Origin of the sequence: uncultured Tenacibaculum sp. (genome assembly GCF_947494125.1) — a bacterium.
Taxonomy (GTDB): domain Bacteria; phylum Bacteroidota; class Bacteroidia; order Flavobacteriales; family Flavobacteriaceae; genus Polaribacter.
On record NZ_CANLTU010000011.1, the window covers coordinates 55043 to 79456 of the forward strand.

Here is a 24414-nt window from a genome sequence, read left to right on the forward strand (position 1 = left end):
ATTTTTGAAAAGTGCCTTGTGCTGTTAGCACAAGGCACTTTTTTATTTAATTTTAATTTAAACTCTTTTTAATATTACTTCTTTTCTTAATTTAGAAATCTGTACTTTTATCGCTTATTTTTTCGCGTAAATGAAGACAGATATTTCTACCATAAGTCCTAAAGAAAACATCATTATAAAAGGAGCTAGCCTCCATAATTTAAAAAATATAGATGTTGTTATTCCCCGAAATAAACTAGTAGTTATTACTGGTCTTTCTGGTTCTGGAAAATCATCACTAGCTTTTGATACTTTATATGCAGAAGGGCAAAGACGTTATGTAGAAAGTTTATCATCGTATGCACGTCAATTTTTAGGAAAATTACATAAACCTAAAGTAGATTATATTAAAGGTATTGCTCCTGCAATTGCTATTGAACAAAAAGTAAATTCTACCAATCCAAGATCAACAGTTGGTACCTCAACAGAAATTTACGATTATATAAAATTATTATACGCTCGAATAGGAACAACCTACTCTCCTATTTCTGGTAATGAAGTAAAAAAACATACTGTTTCAGACGTTTTAAACTTTGTGAAAAAATTTGAAGAACGCACAAAACTTTTATTATTAGCACCTATTATTATTAATGAAAATAGAGATATTAAAACAGTTATCCAAGTACTAACTCAACAAGGATATGCCCGTTTAAAATACAACGATACTGTATATAGAATTGATGAGTTTCCAGTTTCTGATTTTAAAGGAAATGAGCTATTATTAGTTGTGGATAGAATTGTTGTAAAAGATGAAGAAGACTTTTATAACCGTTTAGGAGATGCTATACAAACAGCTTTTTTTGAAGGAAAAGGAATCTGTTTTATAGAAAATTTAGCTAATAATACTATAAATGAATTTAGCAATAAGTTTGAGTTAGATGGAATTTCTTTCTTAGAACCAAATACGCATCTTTTTAGTTTTAACAATCCTTATGGAGCCTGTCCAAATTGTGAAGGTTATGGAAGTGTTATAGGAATTGACGAAGAATTAGTAATACCTAACACAGGGCTTTCTATTTATGAAGACGCAATTTTTCCTTTTAAAACTGATAGTTACCGAGAATATAAAAACAATTTAATTCTACATGCTTCAGATTTTAATATTCCAATTCACAAACCTTGGTTTGAATTAACAGAAGAGCAAAAAGAATTGGTTTGGAATGGAAATAAAAAGTTTGATGGAATTAATAGTCTATTCAAAAAATTAGAAGAAAAAAGTTATAAAATTCAAAATCGAGTAATGCTTTCTCGCTACAGAGGAAAAACTACTTGCTCAGATTGTAATGGTAAACGTTTACGTAAAGAAGCTAATTATGTAAAAGTATATAATAAAGTAATTTCTGATTTAGTTATGTTACCTCTAGATGAACTTGCTTTATTTTTTAATAGCATTCAGTTAAATAAATATGAAGAAAAAATAGGGAAAAGATTACTAACAGAAATTAATAGTCGATTACAATTCTTACAAGATGTTGGTTTAAATTATTTAACCTTAAATAGAACATCAAATACACTTTCGGGTGGAGAAAGCCAACGAATAAATTTAGCTACTTCATTAGGTAGTTCTCTTGTAGGTTCCATGTATATTTTAGATGAACCTAGTATAGGATTACATCCAAAAGATACGGAGAAATTAATTGGTGTTTTAAAAGATCTTCGCGATTTAGGTAATACTGTTATTGTTGTAGAACATGACGAAGACATCATGAAAGAAGCTGATTACATTATCGATATTGGCCCTGAAGCTGGTACTTATGGTGGCCATGTTGTTGCTGAAGGAACTTTTGATGAAATCTTAAAATCAGAATCGTTAACTGCTAAATACTTATCAGAAGAACTAAAAATTGAAGTTCCTATAAAACGTAGATCTTCTAAAAACACTATAGATATTGTTGGTGCTCGTGAAAATAATTTAAAGAACATCAATGTTTCTTTCCCTCTTAATAATTTAACAGTTATTACAGGTGTATCTGGTAGTGGAAAAAGTACGCTAGTTAAAAAAATTCTATACCCTGCAATGCAAAAAGAACTAATTGGATATGGAAACAAGATTGGACAATTTACAGAGATAAAAGGAAGTTATAGTGAGTTAAAACATGTTGAATTTATAGATCAAAATCCTATTGGACGTTCATCACGTTCTAACCCTGTAACCTATATAAAAGCCTATGATGATATTCGTAAGTTATTATCTATACAGAAACTATCACACATAAGAAATTACCAACCAAAGCATTTTTCTTTTAATGTTGAAGGTGGTCGTTGTGAAGTTTGTAAAGGTGAAGGTGATGTTACTATTGAAATGCAGTTTATGGCCGATGTGCATTTACAATGTGAGACTTGTAATGGAAAACGTTTTAAGAAAGAAGTTTTAGAAGTTAACTTTGGAGGAAAAACAATTGATGATATTCTAAACCTTACCATAGACGATGCCGTTGCTTTTTTTACTGAACACGATCAGCCTAAAATTGCAAAAAAACTAAAACCTTTACATGATGTTGGATTAGGATATGTACAATTAGGACAATCTTCTTCTACTCTTTCAGGTGGTGAAGCGCAACGTATAAAACTTGCTTCTTTTTTAGTAAAAGGAAACACAAAAGATAAAGCCTTATTTATTTTCGATGAACCAACCACAGGTTTGCATTTTCATGACATTAAGAAGCTATTGGCTTCATTTAATGCTTTAATAGAAAAAGGACATTCAATAATTGTTATTGAGCATAATATTGAACTTATTAAATGTGCCGATTATATTATTGATCTTGGTTTAGAAGGAGGAAAAAACGGTGGTGAATTAATCTTTACTGGTACCCCAGAAGAATTAGCTAAAAATAAAAAATCATACACTTCAAAATATTTAAAAGAAAAAATTTAATAAATGAAATTGCCAAAAATTGCTTACTGTATCTTTTTCCTTAGTTTTTTAACAAATGCTCAATCATTAGACTCCATAAAACATGTGTCTAATTTTGAAAAAATAACTTTTAAAAATTACGAAAAAGACACTTCAAAATTAAAATACTTAAAAGCCCTTTTTGCTATAGATTCAATGTACACTGATAGTTTAGCTATACAAAAAGCTCTATTTATTGATGATTTTATAGTAAAACTTAATACTAAAAAATTTAAAAAACTAAATCCAAAAAAGAAAATAAAATTAGTTTTTAAAAAAATTCATAATAATTTTCTTGAAAAATACGATCCCATTGCTGATTTTGATCTAATAATATCATCAAAGACTTACAATTGTGTATCTGCCTCCGCTCTTTATGCATATACTTTTAATAAACTAGATATACCTTTTCAAGTAAAAGAAATTCCATCTCATGTATATATTGTTGCCTATCCAAACACTCATAATATATATGTAGAAACAACAATACCTGGAAATGACGGTTTTTATGTACCTTCTGAAAATGATATGAAAACTGCTGTTAATGCATTAATAGAAACTAAGCTGTTAACAAAAAATGATGTTAATAAAATTGGCTACAATAAGGCTTATCATAATTATTTTTATGAAAAAGAGTTTATAAAAAAAGAAGAATTAATAGGCATTCAATACTATAACAAAGCAATTTATTCTTTTAATCTTGAAAACTATGAAGAGAGTTATAACTATCTTTTAAAAGCAGAAAAGTTTTATTCATCAAAAAAAATCAATTTTTTAAAAAAATCTATTATAGCTTTATTAATAGAAAAAACTAGTTTCTCTAACGTCAAAAACTTAAACTATATCGTTAGTTTTTTTAATAATTTTAATTATCAAAAAGATTACCACGATAAAGACATTAGGTATTTAATTTATAATATTATTACTTCAAATGAAAACAACCTTCCTTTTTTAGAAAATACACTTTCTAAACTAAATAAAATTAAAAATACTGAAGTAACGAAAATTAGTAAACTCTATATTTATAAGTTTTTAATTGAAAAAAACAGTAGACTAAACAAAAGCATAAATATTATTCTAAAACATGGAAGAGAAGCCTTAAAATTGGATCCCAAAGATGAAGAAATTCAAAACATGGTTAGCTTATCAATTATGAAAAAATTTAGATTCAGTAGCCCTAATAAAACTGTTTTAAAAAAAATAAATACGTATTCTACAGAGTTTCCTTTTATAAAAAAATCGATCTACTATAAATCATTTATGACTATTTTATATTCTTATTTAACTCAAGAAAAAATGCGTTATAGAAAAGTTACTGAAGCTTTAGACTACTTTAATGAATTAAAAAAAATAATTAATAACAATGAAGAAGATCTAAATTTAAATCAAAAAGCCATTGGTACAGCATATTGGTCTGTTGGAGCTTATTATTATGGGAAATCTAAGTTAAAAAAAGCTAAAGAAATTCTTGAAGAGGGTAAAAAATTTGCTCCTGAGCATCATAATTTAAATAAAGTACTAATGTATGTCATCGATGATTTACATTAATAAAAAAAGAATGGTTTAATCTTAACGATTAAACCATTCAACGTAACAAAAACTAACAAAATTCAATAATTACATTACTGAAACTCTTCTTTATTTTAAAGACTTATCTCCTACTTTAGAATTATATACATAATCAAATGTATAGTATTGTGATCCTGAATTTTTAGGATCTGCAGAATTAGAGCTATCCATATCTTTATAGTAACTTTTTATTTCCATTTTAGCATAATTACCATCTATGGTTTTTACTACAATTACTTTCCCTGCAATAGGTTCAATTTTATGAGAAGGTAAACCTAAATAAGTATACCAACCTTTGTTACTTCCCCAAGGTAAAGCATAACTTCCAGAAGCATCCTGCTTAAATTCTGAATCAGATGGTACAGTTTCAACTTTATCAAAAGTATTACTTACTAATGCTATTGATGCGTTTTTTGTTCTAACAGACTCTTCTGTTATTCCACCAATAGTAGTTCCTCCATTCACTAAAATTCTAGTTCCTCTAAAAGCAATATCCCAGTTATCACCAGTTACTGCTTTTCCTTCTTTAAAACTAAATTTTATAAATTCTCCAGACGTTACAGGTGGACTAACAGTATAATTTGTTTTTTGTGGTGCATAGAAGTTCTTTATTTGTTTAGGTGTTGATGTAGGTTCTATTACCGTATCGTTATTATCACTACAAGAAATAGCTACAAAAGATATAATCGCTATGACTAAAATTGATTTTAAATGTTTCATTTTTGATTTATTTATGTTTAAGGTTTATTTTAAAATTTAAAAGTTATTCTACTGTATATAGTTCTACCTAATTGTAATGCGTTATCATTAGGTATATTTCCTCCATTACTTACTGTAAAAAAAGATGTCTTATTTTCTTCTCCTTGCTCATTAAAAACATTATCAATTCCAAATTGTAATGTCATTAAATTAAAAAAGGTCTTATCAATAGCCATATTAACTAGCGTTCTAGAAGCTACAAACTTGTCATAATCATCTATAATACCTTGGCTACTATTGGTGTCAAAAAAAGCATATTTACTTCTATATACTGCTCTAATATTTGCAGAAAAATCATGTTCAAAGTTCTCATAGAATATTTTAAAGTTTGCTGTATGCTTTGATCTGTTTGGTAAACCAAAATAATTGGAAAGTGTTAATTGTTCTGATGATGAAGAGGGAGTTTTTCTAAAAAAAACGTTTCCTTCTTTTATTAAACGTTCTTGATTTTTATCACCAGTATCTAAATATTGATATCCCGCTATAATTTTTAGGTTATTAGAAATTCTATAATTAAAATCTACCTCTACTCCTTGTGTATAAACCTCACTTATATTTCTATACGAAAAAGTTCGCGTACCGATAGGTAATCCAAGTTCTGTTGGATTTAATGTAGTATCGAAAGTATCTATTAAATCTTGAATGTCATTTCTAAAGAAATTAACTCCTATTTTTAAATTCTTAAATGGTTTTAATTGAAATCCGAAATTATAACCTATTGAATTTTCTGGTTTTAGTTCTTTTTCTATAGTATTAACTCCTGTAGCATTAGGATATAAATCATGCAAAGTTTGAGTACCTAATACAATATAACCTCCTGCAGGGTTTCTAAAATTATAATATAATTGACGAAAATCTGGAGCTTTAAAACCATAGCCTACCGATGTTTTTGCAGTAACCCAATCATTTATTTTATAACTTGCTGAAAGCTTCGGTGAAAATGCCGATTTATATTCATTATGATTATCAAACCTGGCTCCTGCAACAATATTTAAATTTGTAATTGGATTAAAATCATACTGACCGAAAACATATTGCGATTCGTATTTTTTTCTTCCATCAAAAGCACTTCGTTCAAGCGCATCAAAATTAGCACCAACTCCAACTACGACATTACTTTTATTAAAATCAATTTTTGTTCTAACTTCAGGTCTAAACAAACTTCTATCAAATAATGAAGTACTTCCATTAAAAAGACTTTCAGTTTTAAAACGAGTTGCATAAAAAGTATAATCTACATTCCATGAATTAGAAAGCTCATGAGAAATACTACCATTTATATTCCAATCTGTTTGTTTATTTTCAGATGAAGGTGTATTCTGATCTTGTGTGTAAAAACGATTCGAAACTAAAGCTTTTAACTTTTCAGAGAAATCATAACTCAGTTGTAAATTCCCTGTGAAATTTTGATGTGGATATGCTGTTTTAGAGCTTACACTTTCTGGTGTTAAATCAAACCCATTACTTGAATTTAAATTAACCCCAGCAACTACTCCAAACTTTTCTTTTTTAGCTATGATATTTGTATTAATATCTAATTCATTTTTAGCTCCTCCCCTAGTTAATAGCTGTAAACTACCTTTGAATTGATTTTGCTTTGGCTGCTCTGTTATAATATTAATTACCCCTCCAATAGCTTCTGAACCGTATAATGATGATGATGGTCCTTTTACTATTTCTATCTGCTTAATATTATTTACTGTAAGTCTACGTAAATCTATATTCCCTGAAGTTCTTCCTACAACTGGCACACCATCAATTAATATCAATGTATAATCGGCAGCAACTCCTTGTAATTGTACTCCTTCCGAATTTCCAAAATCAGAAACCATTACAATCCCTGTTTGTTCTAGTAAAATATCATACAAACGTACAGATCCCGATTGCTGTAATTGTTTTTTAGAAATTAATGTTACCGGCATTGGTATAGAAGACAATTGTCTTTCGGTTCTAGTTGCAGTTACCACAACTTCATCTAAGTCATTATGCTTTATACTATCTCTACTTTGTTCCTCTTGAGAGAAAACAATCATTCCTGTAAATACAAAAACAAAAGTTGATATTTTATTTAGAAACATTCTTAATAATTTTCTGCAAATATATATTTTATTTTAAATCAGTCTAAATAAATTTTATATTTTTGTAAAAAATTTTAAAAACATAATAAAACATACAATGAGAAACTTAATCGTAGTAACTCTTATAACATTAGCTGCATTCTCTGTAAATGCACAAAGCAAAAAAAATAAAGATTTAAAAGCCATTAAGAAAATGTGCGGTTGTTTTGAAGTAACTTTTAACTTCACAGAAACATTTAATTATAGTAAAGACTCTTTATACAAGCCTTCAAAAACTAAAATAGCCAAAGGATTAGAATGGGCACAGTTAATTGAAGATGATAAAAACAAAATTTCAATTCAACATTTATTACAAGTAGGAAACCCTGCAAGTCCACATATTGTTAAACATTGGAGACAAGATTGGATGTATCAAAACCGTGATTTTTACATGTTCAATGGAGATAACAATTGGGTATATGAGAAGAAACCAAAATCTAATGTTAAAAAACAATGGACTCAAAAAGTATATCAAGTAGATGATAGTCCTCGTTATGAAGGATCTGGTACTTGGGTACACGTTGATGGGAAAAGTTATTGGGAAAATACTACAGATGCACCATTACCAAGGAGAGAATATACAAAAAGAAGTGATTACAATGTTACTCAAAGAGGTAATCGTCATGAAATAACAAATTATGGTTGGGTACACGATCAAGATAACAAAAAAGTAATCCGTAAGTCTGGTGAAGATGATATCATTTTAGCTAGAGAAAAAGGGTACAATACTTATGTTAAAGTTCCTGATGCTCGTTGTAAAGCTGCACAAGATTGGTGGGTAAAAAATGAAGCTAAATGGCAATTAGTTAGAAATAAATGGGCTGAAGTTTATGGTAGAAATAAGAACCTTTCTTTAGAGGCTAAAGTTGATAACAAAGCATTATACAAGCACCTTTTTTCCGATAAAATTAAAGAAGAAAAAGAAATGAATACCATTATAGAATCTTTTGTCAAAAAATAAGTCTGAATGAAATCATTAAAATTTAATATACTACTGAGTTTATTTATAGTAAGCTCAGTAGTAACTGCACAAAATTCAAATACTTTTTTAAAAAGAGAGTTTTGGAAAACTAAACCTACAATTGAACAAGTAGAACAAAAAATTAAAGAAGGTAATAGCCCTACAAAACTTAATCGATACGGTTTTGATGCTGTGGTCTATGCTTTATTAGAAAATGCAGATGAAAATGTTATCAAGCATTTACTTTCTAAAAAAGGGAATGATGTTAATAAATTGACACACGACGGTAGAACTTATATTTTTTGGGCTGCTTATAAAAATAACATGCCAATTGTGAACTATTTATTGGCAAATGATGCAAAAACAGATGTTATTGACGATAAAGGTTATTCATTACTAAATTTTGCTGCTGTTGCCGGTGTAACAAACACAAAATTGTATGATCTTTTAATAAGCAAAGGCGCAAATGTTTTAAAAGATAAAACTCCTAAAGGAGCTAATGCATTATTATTAATTACTCCTAAATTAAAAAACTTCAAACTAGTAGAATACTTTACCAAAAAAGGTCTAGATATTAATGCCACAGATAAAGATGGTAACGGAGTTTTTAATTACACAGCACAATCTGGTAATAAAAAAATGCTAGAATTATTAATCAAAAAAGGACTGCCTTATAAAACTTTAAATAATAAAGGTGGTAATGCAATGTTATTTGCTACTAGAGGTTCTCGAAGCGGGTATAATTCTTTAGAATATTTTAAATATTTAGAGGAGCTAGGAATTAATCCTAATATAACTAATAACGAGGGTAAAACTCCATTGCATAATTTAGCTTATGGAAATAAAGACATCACAACTTACCAGTATTTTATTGATAAAGGTGTTAATCTAAATGAAACAGATAAAGAAGGAAATTCACCTTTATTAAATGCATCAGGAAGAAACTCTTTAGAAGTAATAAAGTTATTAGCTAATAAATCAAAAGATATTAACCACGTTAATAATAGCGATAAATCTGCTTTAACAAACTCTTTGAGAAACAAATCTGAAGTTGTAAATTTTTTCATATCGAAAGGAGCTGATGTTACTATAATTGATAAAAAAGGGAATAACTTGAGTTATTATTTATTCAAGACATTTAATCCTAAAAATGAAGAAGAGTTTTCTAAAAAACTCAATTCTTTAAAATCTAAAGGTTTAGATGTTACTAAAACACAAGAAAACGGAAATACTTTATTTCATTTAGCAGTAGAAAAGCAAAGCATTCCTATGTTAGATTTTATTAAAGAGTATGAGATTAACATTAATGCAAAAAACAAGAAAGGTTTAACTGCATTACAAAAAGCAGTAATGACAGCTAAAAACGATAAAATTATTAAGCATTTAGTTTCACTAGGTGCAAACAAATCTGTGAAAACAGATTTTGAAGAAACTTTATATGATTTAGCAAAAGAAAACGAAGCTTTAAAAAATACTGACATTAGCTTTTTGAAATAAAATAATTGAGTTAAAATGATAAAAAAACTTACAATACTATTTTCAGTTATATTCGGAATAATGGCTTTCACTACTTCCGATGATAGTAAATACAAATGCATGATTCAAATGAAGAATTATGACGGTGAAGGAGCATACATCGTAATTTCATTATTAAATCCTGAAGGAGAATATGAAAAAACTTTATATGTTCAAGGTGATGATCAAGAATGGTATCATGATATTACCGAATGGTGGAATTTTCATGGTAAAGTACGGGCAGATATTGATGCTATAACTGGCGCAACAATTAGCGGAGGAAATAGAGCTATTAGTATTATTGACATTCCTAATGATAAGATTGATAAGGGATACAAAATTCGCTTTGAATCTGCTGTAGAAGATCAAGAATACTATAAGGATGACGTACAATTCGATCTTAATTCAGAAAACATAAAAAGTAAAATTGAAGGTAATGGTTTTATACGTTACATTCGTATGATACCACAATAATATCTAACAAAAATGACCACTTCAATTTGGAGGTATAGCCATTTAACTTTGGCTATATCTTCTTTTGCATTTATACTCATAGCTTCTTTAACAGGAATTATTTTAGCTTTCGAACCTATATCGAATCAGCTAAAACCATTTGCTGTACAAAATGCTAATGAAATTACACTTTCAAAAACCATTAGTTCATTAAAAAATGAATATGATGAAATTGTTGAATTAAAAATTGATGAAAATAATTTTGTAATTGCATCTGTAGTTACAAAAAATGGAAAAAGTAGTACTTTTTATATCAACCCTTTTACAGGAAAAAAAATTGGTAATATTATAAAAAGAGCACCAATTTATAAATGGACTACTAATTTACATAGGTCATTATTTTTAAAGTCTACTGGACGTTTTTTAGTAGGCCTTTTTTCTTTGCTACTTTTTTTAATTACCATTACTGGAAGTATACTTATTATAAAAAGGCAAGGAGGAATTATAAACTTCTTTACCAAAGTTATTCATGAAAATTTTGAACAATATTATCATGTTATAATAAGCAGATATGCTTTAATACCCATAATTATTATTACTCTTACAGGGGTCTATTTATCTCTAGAGAAATTCTCTTTATTTCCTAAAACTACAATTTCACACAAAGTAGATTTTCCCAAAACTGAAAACTATCAAAAAATAGCTATTGAGAAATTTCCTTTCTTTAAAACAACTAAATTAAATGATTTAAAAAGTTTAGAATTTCCTTTTTCAGATGATGGGGAAGATTATTTTTTAGTTAAACTAAAAAATAAAGATCTCATTATACATCAATATTCTGGCGAAATAATTAGTTCTAAAAAACTACCTTGGATCCATGTATTATCTAATTGGAGTTTATTTTTACACACAGGTCGTGGCACAATAATATGGTCTATAATATTATTACTTTCTTGTATTGCTATCCTTTTCTTTATCTATTCTGGTTTTTCCATTACTTTAAAAAAAAGAGCTTTAAGTTCCTTACCAAAAAACAAATTCAATAAAAACAATGCTGAGTATATTATCCTTATAGGATCAGAAACGGGAAATACATACTCTTTTGCAAATTCAATCTATAATGCTTTACTCACTACCAAAAGAACTGTTTTTATAGATCATTTAAACAATTATACTTTCTATAAAAGTGCCAAACAATTAATTATATTAACCTCAACTTATGGAGAAGGTACAGCTCCTATTAATGCTACATCTTTTTTAAAATTAGTTAAAAAAGTTAAACAAAAAAAATCGATTAATTATGCTATTATAGGTTTTGGCTCTTTAGCATACCCAAACTATTGTCAATTTGCAATTGATATAGAAAATACGTTAAAAACACTTCCTAACTTTATATCTGTTATTCCTCTTTATAAAATAAACAATCAGAATTTTGCAGAATTTAAAACCTGGGGATTACAATGGAGTAACAAAATAAAAATTGACCTTGATTTAAAACAAGAAGTCAAAAAACGTAAGAAACAAAAGAGCTTTACTATTATTGATAAAACAGAATTAAATGAAGATAATTCTTTTCTAATTCGTCTAAAATCAAGTAAAAAATTAAATTTTACTTCTGGCGATTTACTTTCTATAACTCCTAATAAAGATAATGTTAAACGATTATATTCTATAGGAAAAATTGACAATGATATTTTACTAAGTATAAAAAAACATGATTTTGGTATATGTTCTAACTTACTTTTAAACCTTAATATAACTGAAAGCATCCAGGCATCTATTAAACAAAACAAAGCTTTTCATTTTCCTAAAAACAATAAAGAAGTTATACTTATTGCTAACGGAACTGGTATTGCTCCATTTCTAGGTATGCTTAACAATAGCTCCAAAACACATATGTTCTGGGGCGGACGTACTTTAGAGTCTTTTTCAATATATAAACCTTATTTACAAAATACCAACCTCCACATCGCCTATTCTCAAGAAGGTAAAAAACAATATGTACAAGATCTAATTTCTAAAGAAACTGAATTAATTACCAACGTATTAAAAAACAATGGTACTATAATGATTTGTGGCTCTATTGCTATGATGAATGCTGTTTTAAAAGTATTAGAGAAAATAACTTTAACTGAATTAAATACTCCAATAAAAAAATATCAAAAGAATTTACAATTAAAAACAGATTGTTATTAATCTTTAAATTAAAAAAACACTACCTAACCAACAACATACTACATAACAAACACTTATACGAAATCGTTTACTTGTTTATTAGCAAAAAATTCTTTGCAATGTTATTTATTTTATATATTTTTATAGAGCAATGAGGTCGTAGTTATTTTTAATTCGGTCCCCTGATTGAAATAAAATATTGAAGTTCTTTTTTATCTAATTTTTGCCATCGAAATCAAAAAATTGATTTAATAAGACTTCATATCGATATTCAAAGGTAAATAAGTTTCTTATTGTTTAAGGGAAGTAAGAAATGAAATCTACCTTAAGTAAGATAAATAATTACATTCCTCATTGCTTTTTTCTTTACCTCCTCTCCTACTATTCATTTTATTAAAAAAGCAATTCGTCTTTACTTTTTAGCCTTTAATCTAATTTTTCAGTTATTAACTACTTTGAAGTACTACTTTTATCATATAAATTAAAAATTTCGTTATAGTTTATTTGGTTAGTTAGTTAAAAAAAAGAAGTATCCTTTCGATGGCGGATACTTCTTTTTTTATCGCTTAATACTTCTTAGTATTTCATTTATTCCTTTACTGGCTTCTATTACTTTCTTAAATATTTGTTAATTACTTAGGGTAAAATCAATTTAACCAGTTCTATTAATGTATTTCCCCTTAAATTAATATAAAGAAAATGCTTTATTAAAAGTATTTTTTTATTATTCATACATTCTTATTTGAAATATTTAATCAAGTTGTATATAGGGATAATCAGTTTTTAATAGTTATTGATAATTTGCTCCCTCGGGAGCATTTTTCACTATAGGTTAAAAAAAAACAGTAATAATCATTCTTATTTTTCTCACGTATACGTATCAATACTAGTTTTTAAGTAACTCCTCAGTTAAAAGTCTCAATATCTAAACCTAGCAGGTACTAAAATTGATATTACAACCTCATTTACAGCGATATAAATATCTATACATTTAAATTAAATAAACACCAATTATCTCTTGGCTGGTATTCTTAAATAAAAATATTGATTAAACAAAAAAACATTTGCTATACCAAAAATTAGCTCACTAATTAATCCTTGAATAATTTGTTGATTCGGTTTGCATTCTATCTATTCTCAAACATACTAATCTCCCAAATACGTGGCAAAAAAAGATAACAATTGCTACAGCAAAAGATGCTCGCATTAACTGAGTTATTATATTATTCTTATTAAAATAATTATTCCTTAAAATGCTATAGAAGGTCCTACCTCTCTCATTTCGTTGAATATATCTTCTTTACTTTTTAGCTCAATTCTAGGGTCATCTAAATAAGATTTTACACAAAATGATTTTAGAGGCTTAATTAATATCATTGTACCGGCATAAACCTACAAAAACCAGATAACGATAATACTACTATGTTAATAATTTTTAATTGTTTTTAGATCATTAATATGATGCAAAAATAAAAGGAGCTGCGAAAGAGGTGTTACCATTTTTTATAGTGAACAACAGTTTATATATGATTAGTTGCTATTTTTAGTTTTAATTTAATTAAAAGCTTCAGGTTTTAGACTTTCGAGATCAACTATACATCTTTATTATATACAAGCTTTTAAACTTATTTATAAGTATACATGCTTTTCGTCTATACTTATCTGCATCTCATCTGACTTTTATATTTATTTATTTGTTTTTAAACTAACTTAATGATATAATTAAGTAAATTGATAAATACACAATATAAATTATGATAAAGATTTATTTTTATAAAACTCACTTAGAGGAATTCAATAAAATTTCTAGTACTTTCCAAAAACCATCTAATATTGTAATTAGTTCAACTCATTATAGCTTAAACTTAATAAAAGTTGAACTTAAAACTGATTGTAAAATAAGAGAAAACTCAATTAAAAAGTTTATTAAATTCCTCAATAATCACGCTTCCTTTAGAATAATATATTAATACTATTTTAAATTTTCTTGTATTCTTTTTGTTTTACTATTCTTACTTCTTGTAAAACTGCTATGATAAATTAAACATATAAAACTTGAAATATTTCTATTCTCCAAGAATCAACTTCTAGATTTCTCATCTTTATATAATTAACTATATAACTACATTTGAATAATCTTTATTTTATAAAAAATATTTAAATCACCTAATAAAAAAACAGTACGTGTTTTATGATATTTATCAAAACAATAATATTATTATAATTATAATTTTGCTGAGTAATTAATAATAATTTAATCCCTCATTAAAATGAAAAAACTTATAATAATCTTGTGTTTATCTTTTATACAAGCTTCTTTTTCTCAGTATAAAAATTTAAATCAAGCTATTAATGATGCTGGTAAACAACGAATGTTGTCTCAAAAAATGGCTAAATCATACCTTATGATTGCCTCTGATTTACAAATAGATAAATATCAAGCTGAATTAGATCAGGATATGGCAATGTTTGCTGAATCTCTTCAGAAACTAACTACTTATTTTAAAGATAACGAAGCAATTCAAAAAGAGATTAATAAAATAGATCGTTTTTGGCTTCAATTTAGAGAAATTGCTAGTTCTCAAATGTACGATAAGGGTAGGTGTAACTCTATAATCCGTAGAGCAAACCTATTACTTAGAGCTACGCAAGATGTGGTTAGTTCTATAGCAAAAAAAGAAAAGACTAAAATAGGAGATATTGTTAATAAATCAGGATCTCTTAGAATGCTTTCTCAAAAACTAACTATGTATTATATAGCTTCACATTTAAAACTAAACTCAATAAATATTACTAAAATTACTGAAGATTTTGACAAGACTAGTATACTCTTAGATCAACGATTAACCAGCTTAAGATCTCTAAAAGAAATTAATACAGAAGAAATTAATTCTAAATTAAAAAGAGCTGCTGCAGATTGGAGTTTTATTAAAAGAAAATTAAGTATGAATAATTCATCTTCTCCCGCTACTATTGCTGTAACTTTAAATAACTTCATGCTTCAAATGGATAAAATAACAAGTTTATATTCAAAAATAACCTCTTAGTATATTATATAATTAAAAGGGGATTACCTTAAAAGTGATTTTTAGGTAATCTCCTTTTCGATTTAATTTTTAATTGATTCAAAATAACTATTATTTCTTTATTAGGGTAGTTTTTATTCTCTTACTTCTCCGAATACACTTTTCATTACCTTATACCTTAATATTAATTATTTTTCACTCTAATTGAACAAAAAGATGTCTATTATTTTTTGTATTTATTAGACAATGAGGTAATGATTATTTTTTAATTCTTTTACCTGATTAAATAAACTTCTGGAGTTTTTTTATTCTTCAATTCAATTAATCGATAGTTTTCTTTATTTAAACTAAACTTTTTAGCCTTCTATCTAATGATTTTCTTATCAATTAGTAATTCAAACTATTTTAGTATAAAAATTTAACATCATGAAAGCTCAACCAACTTTAGTAAGACTTATCAAAACATATGGAAACAAATATGATCTTAAATTCCCTGAATTAGAACTTGAAATAACCGTAGGTCAAAATATTTATACAAAAATGTCTAATACTCCAAATCATTATAAATTTCTTGTCTATCCTTATAATTAAAAAGCTATTGTTTTGCTATTTAATTTTCTATAAATAACACTTCCTTAGGCTATAAAATAGCCAAGAAAACATACCTTCCCATTTATTTCAAGCTTATCATAAACTTATTTTAGTTTTTAATAAAACTAGGAACTACATTTCTTTTTAATGTTCTTTTTACGGTTTTACCTTACTTTTTTTATGGTTTTTAAGCTTCATTTTATTTCTTAACTAATTAAATTTGAAAAACTTAAAAAACTAATCATGCTTAAAAACATTTCAAATTTTGGTTCAGTATTAAATAAATCCGATCAAAAATCTATTATAGGAGGTTTTGGTAATTCTGCCTGCCCTTGGGGTAAATGTCGTAACAAATTTGGCAGATGCTCAATCATAGAATGCCAACGTCAAGAAGAACTATAAACAACCTAATTATATAAAGATAAAACTGTTTGTTTCTATTTAAGAAACAAACAGTTTTATCTTTTTTAGAATCCCTTTCTTAATTACAGATTAATTAACCTTCATTTTACGGTTTTCCCTCCATTTTTTCAATTTTAGTGTCATATTTTCGCCAAATATGTGTTATGGGGATGACACACTGTAATAATTAATAAGGGAGTTCAGAAATGAGCTCCTTTTTTGAAGCTTTTTAGCATAAAAAAATCAGCACCTGCTAAATGCTGACCTTAATAAACTTTATTCATTATTTACTAATATAGAAACAGGTTTCTATCTATAAAAATTCTATTTATTATATATTTTTTTTAAGTAAATATATGATACTATAAGTAACACCAGTGGAATTACTGCTCCAAAAGCACCTCCATCTTTAGCATATAAATGAGCAATTATTGCCAAAACTAAATCAATTGCAAACCCAAAATAAGCTAAATATTTAAGCAATGAACTTTTAAGAAACCAAATTGTAATTATTCCTAATATTTTCAAAATTGCTAAAGGATATATTATCTCAGTAGGTACTCCTAAACTAATAAACATTTCTCTTACCATCTCATGTTTAACGAAATACATTATAGCTCCCATAAGTATCATTAAACTAAATAAACCTGTAGTTACTTTATAAATTATTATATCTCTTTTATTCATTTTAAATTTTAATTATGATTTATTTGGCAAACATAACTGGAATGATTTACTTTGGGAAGTAACTATATAAAATATACTAGTATACAAAAGGATAGTATTATGGAAGATAAGGATGTACAAAAAATAAAGGTTCCGCTTAAAGAACACTTTGGAAATTACATGGTACCTGTTAGAGATGCTCTTGAAGTTTTTAGTGGTAAATGGAAAATACCTATTATTACTGCACTAAGTTTTTACGAAACATGTGGTTTTAAAGAACTCGAAAGAATTATTGAAGGCATTACTCCTAAAATGCTATCTAAAGAATTAAAATACCTCGAAACAAATTTATTAATTACAAGAAAAGTAGAAAATACGCGCCCTGTAACTGTGACTTATAGTATTACAGAATATGGAAAAACATGTAGTACTGTTATGACTGAACTTTATCGTTGGGGAGTAGAACATCGGAAAAAAGTATTTAATATTGAAGGGCAAACTTGGGATAAATGTTAAACTACTCATAACATTAAAATCATTGAATATTTATTTCCTAAACCTATACAAGAACTAGTTACTCCTTAACAAAATCTAATTACGTTTATCTCTTCTAAATTAGCACAAACATATTTATATACATAGAGCCTGTATTATTTTACATGCAACAATTTTTCACAAACATTTTCAGTTTTAAAAGCTGAAAAACATACTCTTTATAACGAATTCTAATTTATTCCAAACGAATTCTAATTAACTTCAAATTACATTACACTTCTCTACTAAATTTGATCATATAAAATAACAATTATGTGGTCTAACAACAACTATTCGTCAATAATAAAAATGTATTTGAACAAATACAACAGCTTAAAATTACAGGTAAATAACGATGGTATTATTGCTTCAATAGAAAAACAAGAAAATGGTCGATGGATTAATGACAGAAATTTACCTAATATTTTAAATAAGCTTTCAAACGAATTTCATTTAGAAAAAAATGTAACCATCATATTACAACAGTAACAATATATATTAACTTAAAATTAAAACCTATGAAACAAAACATTTTTAAAGTAGGAACAGTAATAGGATTACTACTACTTATGGGATTTTTCACTAGTTGTGAAGAAAAAAAAGCAAATACGAAACAAGAGTTGGGAAACATTGCTAAAAAAGAAGAAACAGTAAACAAAGTTTATAAAACTCCTAGAAAACCTATTGTATTTATTACTGGTTATGATAAAACCAAAAATAAATTTTACGATAATGCTAGAACTTATTTTAAAGAAAAAAAATATCAAATTGTAAATGAAGCTTATTCTTTAGAAGAAATTATAACTTGGATGAACACTAATGTTACAGAAAACCCTTATGGAGAAATTCATATTGTAAACTATAACAATCCTTTAAAAGGTTTAAGTCTTGAAACTACTGTAAATGGAGAAAAAATTACCACTACAACTTTACAAAAAGCAATAGACAAAAATAGTTTACCTAAAGTAAAAAAAGGGATTAATACAAATAGCAAAATAGTATTTCATTCTAATGGAATTGGTAATAATCAAGAACTTTTAAACACTTTAAAATTATCATTTAAAGCTGAGGAAATGCCACAAGTATTAGCTTCTCCCTACTTTAATGTTTTTGGTGGTGAGTTTACAAATCATTTTTTAGCAAAACCTTATTATGTATTTTATCCAACAGCACATTCACCAGGAAAGATAGATTTGTCTAAAGAAATTGCAAAGAAATATCCACAGGAAAGAGATATCGATTGGTTTAGTGCTTTAACTAACGAAAGAGAACGTTATATAGGTGAAGCATACACAAAACAATTTAGCATTCCTATTGAGTGGGAATTAGACTATGAAAATTCTGATGACGATATTCCAACATTTGTTATGCAAGAAGAGTTAATGGATTTTATAGCTAACGATTTAGATTTAATATCTGATGTTAAAGACTTAAATATTCCAGTTGAAAAATTTAGATGGACTTATACCATTAAAAATAATAAGCTAATTATAAAAGGAAAAACTTCTGTTTTATGTGTATTAAAACCATTAACAAAACCTTATGGAGATTTAGAACATATAAAACCAGATACAAGCAACAAACGTTTATACGCTATGAAATAATGGAATGTTGTTTGATAATTACAAAAAGTAACTGTTTAATTTGGGCAGTTACTTTTTTACTGTAAGTTTGTTTCTATGAAGTATTATAAATTAACACTTTTTATTCTTTTTTCTGTAATAGCAACTAAGCTAGTTGCTCAACTAAACCCTCCTGAAAACTATACTTTAAATGATGGTTTACCTAGTTTAAAAATTACAGACATTACACAAGATAATATTGGTTATTTATGGTTTGCTACTCATAAAGGACTTTTGCGTTTTGACGGTACAGACTTTACAAATCTTACTACAAAAAACAATTTAATATCTAACAAAACAAGAGTACTTCTAAAAGAAAATAACACGCTCTTAATTGGAACAGACAAAGGTTTAAGCATTAAGGTTTATAATAAATTTATAAACTTTGAAGAAAAAAAAATCAATTGTATTTTAAAAACCTCAAAACATACTTTTTTAGGTACCAATAAAGGAATTTTAAGAGTTCGTGAAGATTTCTTATCTCCTATTCGAACTAACTTTCAGATAGACTTAAATAGTATTAATGATTTAGAATTTGACGGTAAGTTTTACTGGATTGCTACTAACAAAGCTTTATGGAAACTTGATAAACTGATAAACCCTACTATTTTAAAAAGAATTGACTTAGATAATTACACTTCAGTACTTATTAACAATCAAAACTGTATTGCAACTACATATAATAATGGTGTAAAACTTATAAAAAATAATATAGCTCAATCTATTACCAGTTCTCCTAAAAAAATAAGTGATATTGTAAAAATAAATGATGAGTTATGGATTGTTTCAAAAGACGAGGGAATTGAGGTACTTGACAAAAACTTTGCTTTTATAAAACGTGTTAATAAGTACAACACCTTAAAAACAAATCAGATAAACACAGTTTATCAAGATTCACAAAAAAACATATGGATTGCCACTAATAATCGTGGTATTTATAAATTAAACGGAAAGAATAAAGTTACAAAAAAACCAAAAATAGCTTTTCAAAACATAGACATTGTATACCAATCTTTAGATAGTATAAACATAAATAAGTACACAAAAATACTTCAGTTAAAACCAAATCAAAATCATATATCATTTACTTACAAAACTGTTGATATTAATGCTCCTAAAGAAGTTAAATATCGTTATAAATTAAACAATAAATTCAGTCCTTGGACCTCAAGTAACTCAATAAACTTGGCTAATTTAAGTGCTGGGAATTATACTTTTTCTGCACAATCGAAAATTAACAATTTAGAAAGCAGTTCTATAAAATTTCATTTTTTTATAGATAAACCTTTATATCAAAAAAGCTGGTTTCAACAAGTAAGTATCGGAATACTAATTTTACTATTATCTAGTATTCTTTATATATATATTAAAAAAATAAAGGCTAAAAATAGGGCTAAAGTTGAAAAGTTGGAAATGAAGTACCACCTATTATCGCTAGAGCAGAAAGCATTACAATTACAAATGAACCCTCATTTTGTTTTTAACGTATTAAATGGAATCAAAGCTCTAGGGAACTCTGGTAAATCAACTGAATTAAATAGTACTATAAGTAAATTTGCAACGCTTTTACGTGGAGTTTTACACAATTCAAGACAAGAAGAAATAAGTTTAAAAGAAGAAATCTCTATTTTAAAAAATTATATAGAATTAGAGCAGCAAATGAGCCCTAACCCGTTTGAATACATTATTAATACAGAGTTAGATTTTGATGCTGAAGAAGTTTTAATTCCACCTATGCTTATTCAACCTTTTATAGAAAATAGTATAAAGCATGGGATTAAAACCATTAAAAATGGAATCATTACACTACATTTTTCTACAAAAAAAGAATTTCTCCTTTGTAGTATTGAAGACAATGGTATTGGAATACAACAATCTAAAAAAAGTAAGAAAACTACGAATCATAAATCAATCGCTATAAAAGTTACAGAAGAACGTATAAAAACTTTATCTAAAAAAAGTAAATTTGTCGTTAAAGAAATTGTAGAAAATAAATTAGTAACTGGTACTAAAGTATTTTTTAAAATACCTTTAAAAATGGACTTTTAACATGAAAAATCTTACCGCAATTATTGTTGATGATATGCCTTCTGCTTTAGAAATGCTACAAAACGATATAAATAAACAACATACAGAAATAGAAATTATTGGTACAGCCAAAAGTGTTGTAGAAGCTTCTAAATTATTAAGAAAGCAACAACCAGATATTCTTTTTCTCGATATTATGTTAGGTGACGGTACTGGTTTTGATGTACTAGAAATCCATCCAGATTTATCTTCAAAAATTATTTTTGTTACTGCTAGTGATGAATATGCTATCAAAGCTTTTAAATTTGCAGCTATCGATTATGTCTTAAAACCGTATTCAAGTGAAGATTTATCGAATGCTATAAATAAGGCAAAAAGTCAAATTAAACCCGATAAAGAACAACTAACTGTACTTCAACAATCAATTAAACAGCCCAATTTACATCCAAAAAAGATTTCTTTAAACACTTCTGATAAAATTGTTGTTGTAAATTTAAACGATATTATTAGGTGTAAATCAGACAATAATTATACTGAATTTTTCATGAATGATGGTCAGAAAATTCTGGTTGGTAAAACTCTTAAATATTTTGCAGACATGTTAAAAGAATTAGATTTCTTAAGAGTACACCAAAGTCATTTAATTAACTTACAGTACATTAAAGAGTTTATAAAATCTGATGGTGGTTATTTAGTTTTAAAAAATAAAACTACTATTCCTGTTTCTGTTAGAAAAAAAAACGAAGTAATTGCTATTTTAGAAAGAATTTAACACTCTGTAAAAGGAGATAAAAAAACACAATTCACAAAAGGTTTTCCCTAAAAATTATAAGTTTTTTAATGTTTTTGTTAAAATTTTATTAAAATTTTCATTATTTTAGTAACAGAAACAATAATATATGGTTGCACTAAAACCTGAAAGGGGCAGATTATTAATTGCAGAACCTGCTATTTTAAATGATAGTTCTTTTAGAAGATCTATTATTTTACTTACCGAACATACAGATAATAGTTCGGTTGGATTTATATTGAATAGACCATTAAATCATACTTTAAATGATTTGGTTCCTGAGATAGATTGTGATTTCACAGTATACCAAGGAGGGCCTGTAGAACAAGATAATTTATACTTTATACATAAAGTACCACACCTTATACCAAATAGTATAGAAGTTGCTAATGGTATTTTCTGGGGAGGGAATTTTGAGCATATAAAAGAATTACTCAATAATAAAACACTAAAACCTACCGATATTCGTTTCTTTCTAGGGTATTCTGGTTGGGGTGTAAACCAATTAGAAGATGAATTATATTCAAATTCTTGGTTTGTTTCTGAAAATGATTATCGAAACATTCTTTCAACAGACAATGAAACTTTTTGGAAAGATAAACTACTTCAAAAAGGAGGTAAATATAAAATATGGGCTAATGCCCCTAGTGATGTACAAATGAATTAACTCGTTACTACTATTAAGTTAAGATTGCTTTTTAATTTGTTTGTTATTTCTGAAGTGAATTCTTTTTTCCTGTAATTAGTAACCGATTGAATTCCAACAATTGCATTCGTTATAAAAACCTCATCGGCTTTTTGAATCTCAAATGGAGAAATCGTTGTTTCTTCAATAGTATATTCTGGGTGCTTTTCTACAATTTCAATTATCTTTTTTCTAACAATACCTTTTATACATCCTTCTGTTAAAGCTGGTGTTTTAATTATATTATTTTTAACAATAAAAATATTTCCATTTGTAGCTTCAACTACTCCTTTTTTTTCATTCAATAAAATACAATTATCTAAATCATTTTCATCTGCAAAAATAGCCGACAATGTATTTATCATTCTATTGCTAGTTTTTACTGTTGATAATAATCCTGAATAATTATAAAAATCCTTGAATAAATCTATCTTATATGTTGATTTTTCAACATATTCAAATTCTTTTACTTCTATTAAATAGTCTACTTCATTAGATTTCGGATTATACAAACCTCCATCTTTTCTATATACTGTTAGTCGAACTCTATAAGTATTAGCTCTTTCAAAGTTTTCAATAGTTTTTATTATTTCTTCTTGTAAAAACTCAAGAGTAAATTTCATCGGAATTTTCATTCTAAGCATTCTCATAGATGCCATTAACCTAAAATAATGATCTTCAAAAAAAACTACTTTGCCTTTAGATACTTTTATCGTTTCAAAAATAGCATCTCCATATTTAAATGCCCTATTTTCGTTTGATAGTTGTAATTCGTTTTCAGAAATTATTTCTCCGTTAAAATTTATCATTCTTCAAAAATTTGACTGCAAAATTACAACTTAGGTAATTAGTACGCATAAAAAAACTCGACAAAATGTCGAGTTTTTATGATTTACTATAAATATTATATTAAGCGCCTATATTGTGCTTTAAATTTTCTATCTGGTTTTCCCATAATAATTTTGCTTCTTCTGCATCTTCTTCATCATCTGCAAAATCAGTAATAATTACAGCCACATCTTTTGTTAAAGCATCTACTTGAATTCTAAATTCAAAATAACTTTCATCACCCTCACTTTCAGTCCATTTAAACTTTATAAGCTCGTTATTTTTTTTGGTAATAATTTTTGCTTCTTCCTCAGAATCATCCCATATAAAAGTAATTATTTTACCTCGAGAATTTACTCTATCTGCAAACCATTCTTCTAGTCCTGATGGAGTTGCTAAGCATTGATATAACATACTTGGAGAAGCATGTACAGGAAACTCTAATTCGAATTTTACTTTACTCATTTGTATTTTCTTGAAGTGGCAATATATATATTTATTTTTTCAAAAAAAAATTACTTTTTCTTGTTGTTAAAACATAAATAAGTTCTATATTTGCACCCGCATTCGGCGAGGTAGCTCAGTTGGTTAGAGCGCAGGATTCATAACCCTGAGGTCGGCAGTTCAAATCTGCTCTTCGCTACAAAACTCAAACTCAAAAGGTTTGAGTTTTTTTTATGTTCTTAATTTAACAAAAATCCGTTGCTTGTTTCTGTCCATCTTTCCCTCACAATTATACAATATCAAAAATGGGCTTG

Annotated in this window: 19 protein-coding genes and 1 tRNA gene; 15 read left to right on the forward strand and 5 right to left on the reverse strand. The window is 27.0% G+C overall.

The annotated features are described in order from the left end of the window. Positions 1 to 130 precede the first annotated feature (130 nt). Positions 131 to 2917, forward strand: coding sequence for an excinuclease ABC subunit UvrA (uvrA, locus tag Q0881_RS14835; protein WP_299161897.1), 2787 nt, complete (start codon positions 131 to 133; stop codon positions 2915 to 2917). Positions 2918 to 2920: 3 nt separating this feature from the next. After that, positions 2921 to 4483 carry a hypothetical protein gene (locus Q0881_RS14840; RefSeq protein WP_299161898.1) on the forward strand — a complete coding sequence of 521 codons (1563 nt, stop codon included), beginning with the start codon at positions 2921 to 2923 and terminating at the stop codon, positions 4481 to 4483. Positions 4484 to 4573: 90 nt separating this feature from the next. On the opposite strand, the gene Q0881_RS14845 is transcribed toward Q0881_RS14840, so the two are convergent. Beyond that, positions 4574 to 5224 carry an HmuY family protein gene (locus tag Q0881_RS14845; protein WP_299161900.1) on the reverse strand — a complete coding sequence of 217 codons (651 nt, stop codon included), beginning with the start codon at positions 5222 to 5224 and terminating at the stop codon, positions 4574 to 4576. Between the two features lie 29 nt (positions 5225 to 5253). Then, a complete protein-coding gene (locus tag Q0881_RS14850) occupies positions 5254 to 7341 on the reverse strand; it encodes a TonB-dependent receptor (protein WP_299161901.1) in 2088 nt (695 codons plus the stop codon). A gap of 97 nt (positions 7342 to 7438) precedes the next feature. On the opposite strand from Q0881_RS14850, the gene Q0881_RS14855 reads away from it, so the two are divergent. The 6 genes from Q0881_RS14855 (at position 7439) to Q0881_RS14880 (ending at position 16101) form a co-directional block, all read left to right on the forward strand. Continuing rightward, positions 7439 to 8341, forward strand: coding sequence for a DUF6607 family protein (locus Q0881_RS14855; protein WP_299161903.1), 903 nt, complete (start codon positions 7439 to 7441; stop codon positions 8339 to 8341). Positions 8342 to 8347: 6 nt separating this feature from the next. Beyond that, positions 8348 to 9838 carry an ankyrin repeat domain-containing protein gene (locus Q0881_RS14860; RefSeq protein ID WP_299161905.1) on the forward strand — a complete coding sequence of 497 codons (1491 nt, stop codon included), beginning with the start codon at positions 8348 to 8350 and terminating at the stop codon, positions 9836 to 9838. 60 nt (positions 9839 to 9898) lie between these two features. Continuing rightward, a complete protein-coding gene (locus Q0881_RS14865) occupies positions 9899 to 10330 on the forward strand; it encodes a DUF2271 domain-containing protein (RefSeq protein WP_299161946.1) in 432 nt (143 codons plus the stop codon). 12 nt (positions 10331 to 10342) lie between these two features. Next, on the forward strand, positions 10343 to 12505 hold the full coding sequence (locus tag Q0881_RS14870) for a PepSY domain-containing protein (RefSeq protein ID WP_299161906.1): 2163 nt from the start codon (positions 10343 to 10345) through the stop codon (positions 12503 to 12505). A gap of 2249 nt (positions 12506 to 14754) precedes the next feature. Beyond that, a complete protein-coding gene (locus Q0881_RS14875; RefSeq protein ID WP_299161908.1) occupies positions 14755 to 15531 on the forward strand; it encodes a type IV pili methyl-accepting chemotaxis transducer N-terminal domain-containing protein in 777 nt (258 codons plus the stop codon). 405 nt (positions 15532 to 15936) lie between these two features. Continuing rightward, a complete protein-coding gene (locus tag Q0881_RS14880) occupies positions 15937 to 16101 on the forward strand; it encodes a hypothetical protein (RefSeq protein WP_299161910.1) in 165 nt (54 codons plus the stop codon). A 726-nt stretch (positions 16102 to 16827) separates the two neighbouring features. Here the strand turns inward: Q0881_RS14880 and Q0881_RS14885 are convergent. Further along, positions 16828 to 17190 carry a DoxX family protein gene (locus Q0881_RS14885; RefSeq protein WP_299161911.1) on the reverse strand — a complete coding sequence of 121 codons (363 nt, stop codon included), beginning with the start codon at positions 17188 to 17190 and terminating at the stop codon, positions 16828 to 16830. A 99-nt stretch (positions 17191 to 17289) separates the two neighbouring features. On the opposite strand from Q0881_RS14885, the gene Q0881_RS14890 reads away from it, so the two are divergent. The 6 genes from Q0881_RS14890 (at position 17290) to Q0881_RS14915 (ending at position 22810) form a co-directional block, all read left to right on the forward strand. Beyond that, entirely contained in the window at positions 17290 to 17685 is a 396-nt protein-coding gene (locus tag Q0881_RS14890) for a helix-turn-helix domain-containing protein (protein WP_299161913.1), read from the forward strand. A gap of 291 nt (positions 17686 to 17976) precedes the next feature. Continuing rightward, a complete protein-coding gene (locus Q0881_RS14895; protein ID WP_299161915.1) occupies positions 17977 to 18192 on the forward strand; it encodes a hypothetical protein in 216 nt (71 codons plus the stop codon). 29 nt (positions 18193 to 18221) lie between these two features. Continuing rightward, positions 18222 to 19307: a hypothetical protein gene (locus Q0881_RS14900; RefSeq protein ID WP_299161917.1), complete on the forward strand. Its 1086-nt coding sequence runs from the start codon at positions 18222 to 18224 to the stop codon at positions 19305 to 19307. 75 nt (positions 19308 to 19382) lie between these two features. Further along, the gene (locus tag Q0881_RS14905) at positions 19383 to 21374 is read left to right on the forward strand and encodes a histidine kinase (RefSeq protein WP_299161918.1); all 1992 of its coding nucleotides are present in this window, start codon (positions 19383 to 19385) and stop codon (positions 21372 to 21374) included. Position 21375: 1 nt separating this feature from the next. Next, a complete protein-coding gene (locus tag Q0881_RS14910) occupies positions 21376 to 22125 on the forward strand; it encodes a LytTR family DNA-binding domain-containing protein (RefSeq protein WP_299161920.1) in 750 nt (249 codons plus the stop codon). Between the two features lie 127 nt (positions 22126 to 22252). Further along, positions 22253 to 22810 carry a YqgE/AlgH family protein gene (locus Q0881_RS14915; protein ID WP_299161922.1) on the forward strand — a complete coding sequence of 186 codons (558 nt, stop codon included), beginning with the start codon at positions 22253 to 22255 and terminating at the stop codon, positions 22808 to 22810. Here Q0881_RS14915 and Q0881_RS14920 read toward each other — a convergent pair. Together Q0881_RS14920 and Q0881_RS14925 are read right to left on the reverse strand one after the other, a co-directional pair. Further along, positions 22807 to 23637 (reverse strand): aminotransferase class IV, encoded by an 831-nt coding sequence (locus tag Q0881_RS14920; protein WP_299161924.1) that lies wholly within the window; start codon positions 23635 to 23637, stop codon positions 22807 to 22809. The two genes, Q0881_RS14915 and Q0881_RS14920, sit on opposite strands and share 4 nt — an antisense overlap. Before the next feature lie 100 nt (positions 23638 to 23737). Next, positions 23738 to 24121 (reverse strand): START-like domain-containing protein, encoded by a 384-nt coding sequence (locus Q0881_RS14925; RefSeq protein WP_299161926.1) that lies wholly within the window; start codon positions 24119 to 24121, stop codon positions 23738 to 23740. Positions 24122 to 24225: 104 nt separating this feature from the next. On the opposite strand from Q0881_RS14925, the gene Q0881_RS14930 reads away from it, so the two are divergent. Continuing rightward, a tRNA-Met gene (locus tag Q0881_RS14930) sits at positions 24226 to 24299 on the forward strand. Positions 24300 to 24414 lie beyond the last annotated feature (115 nt).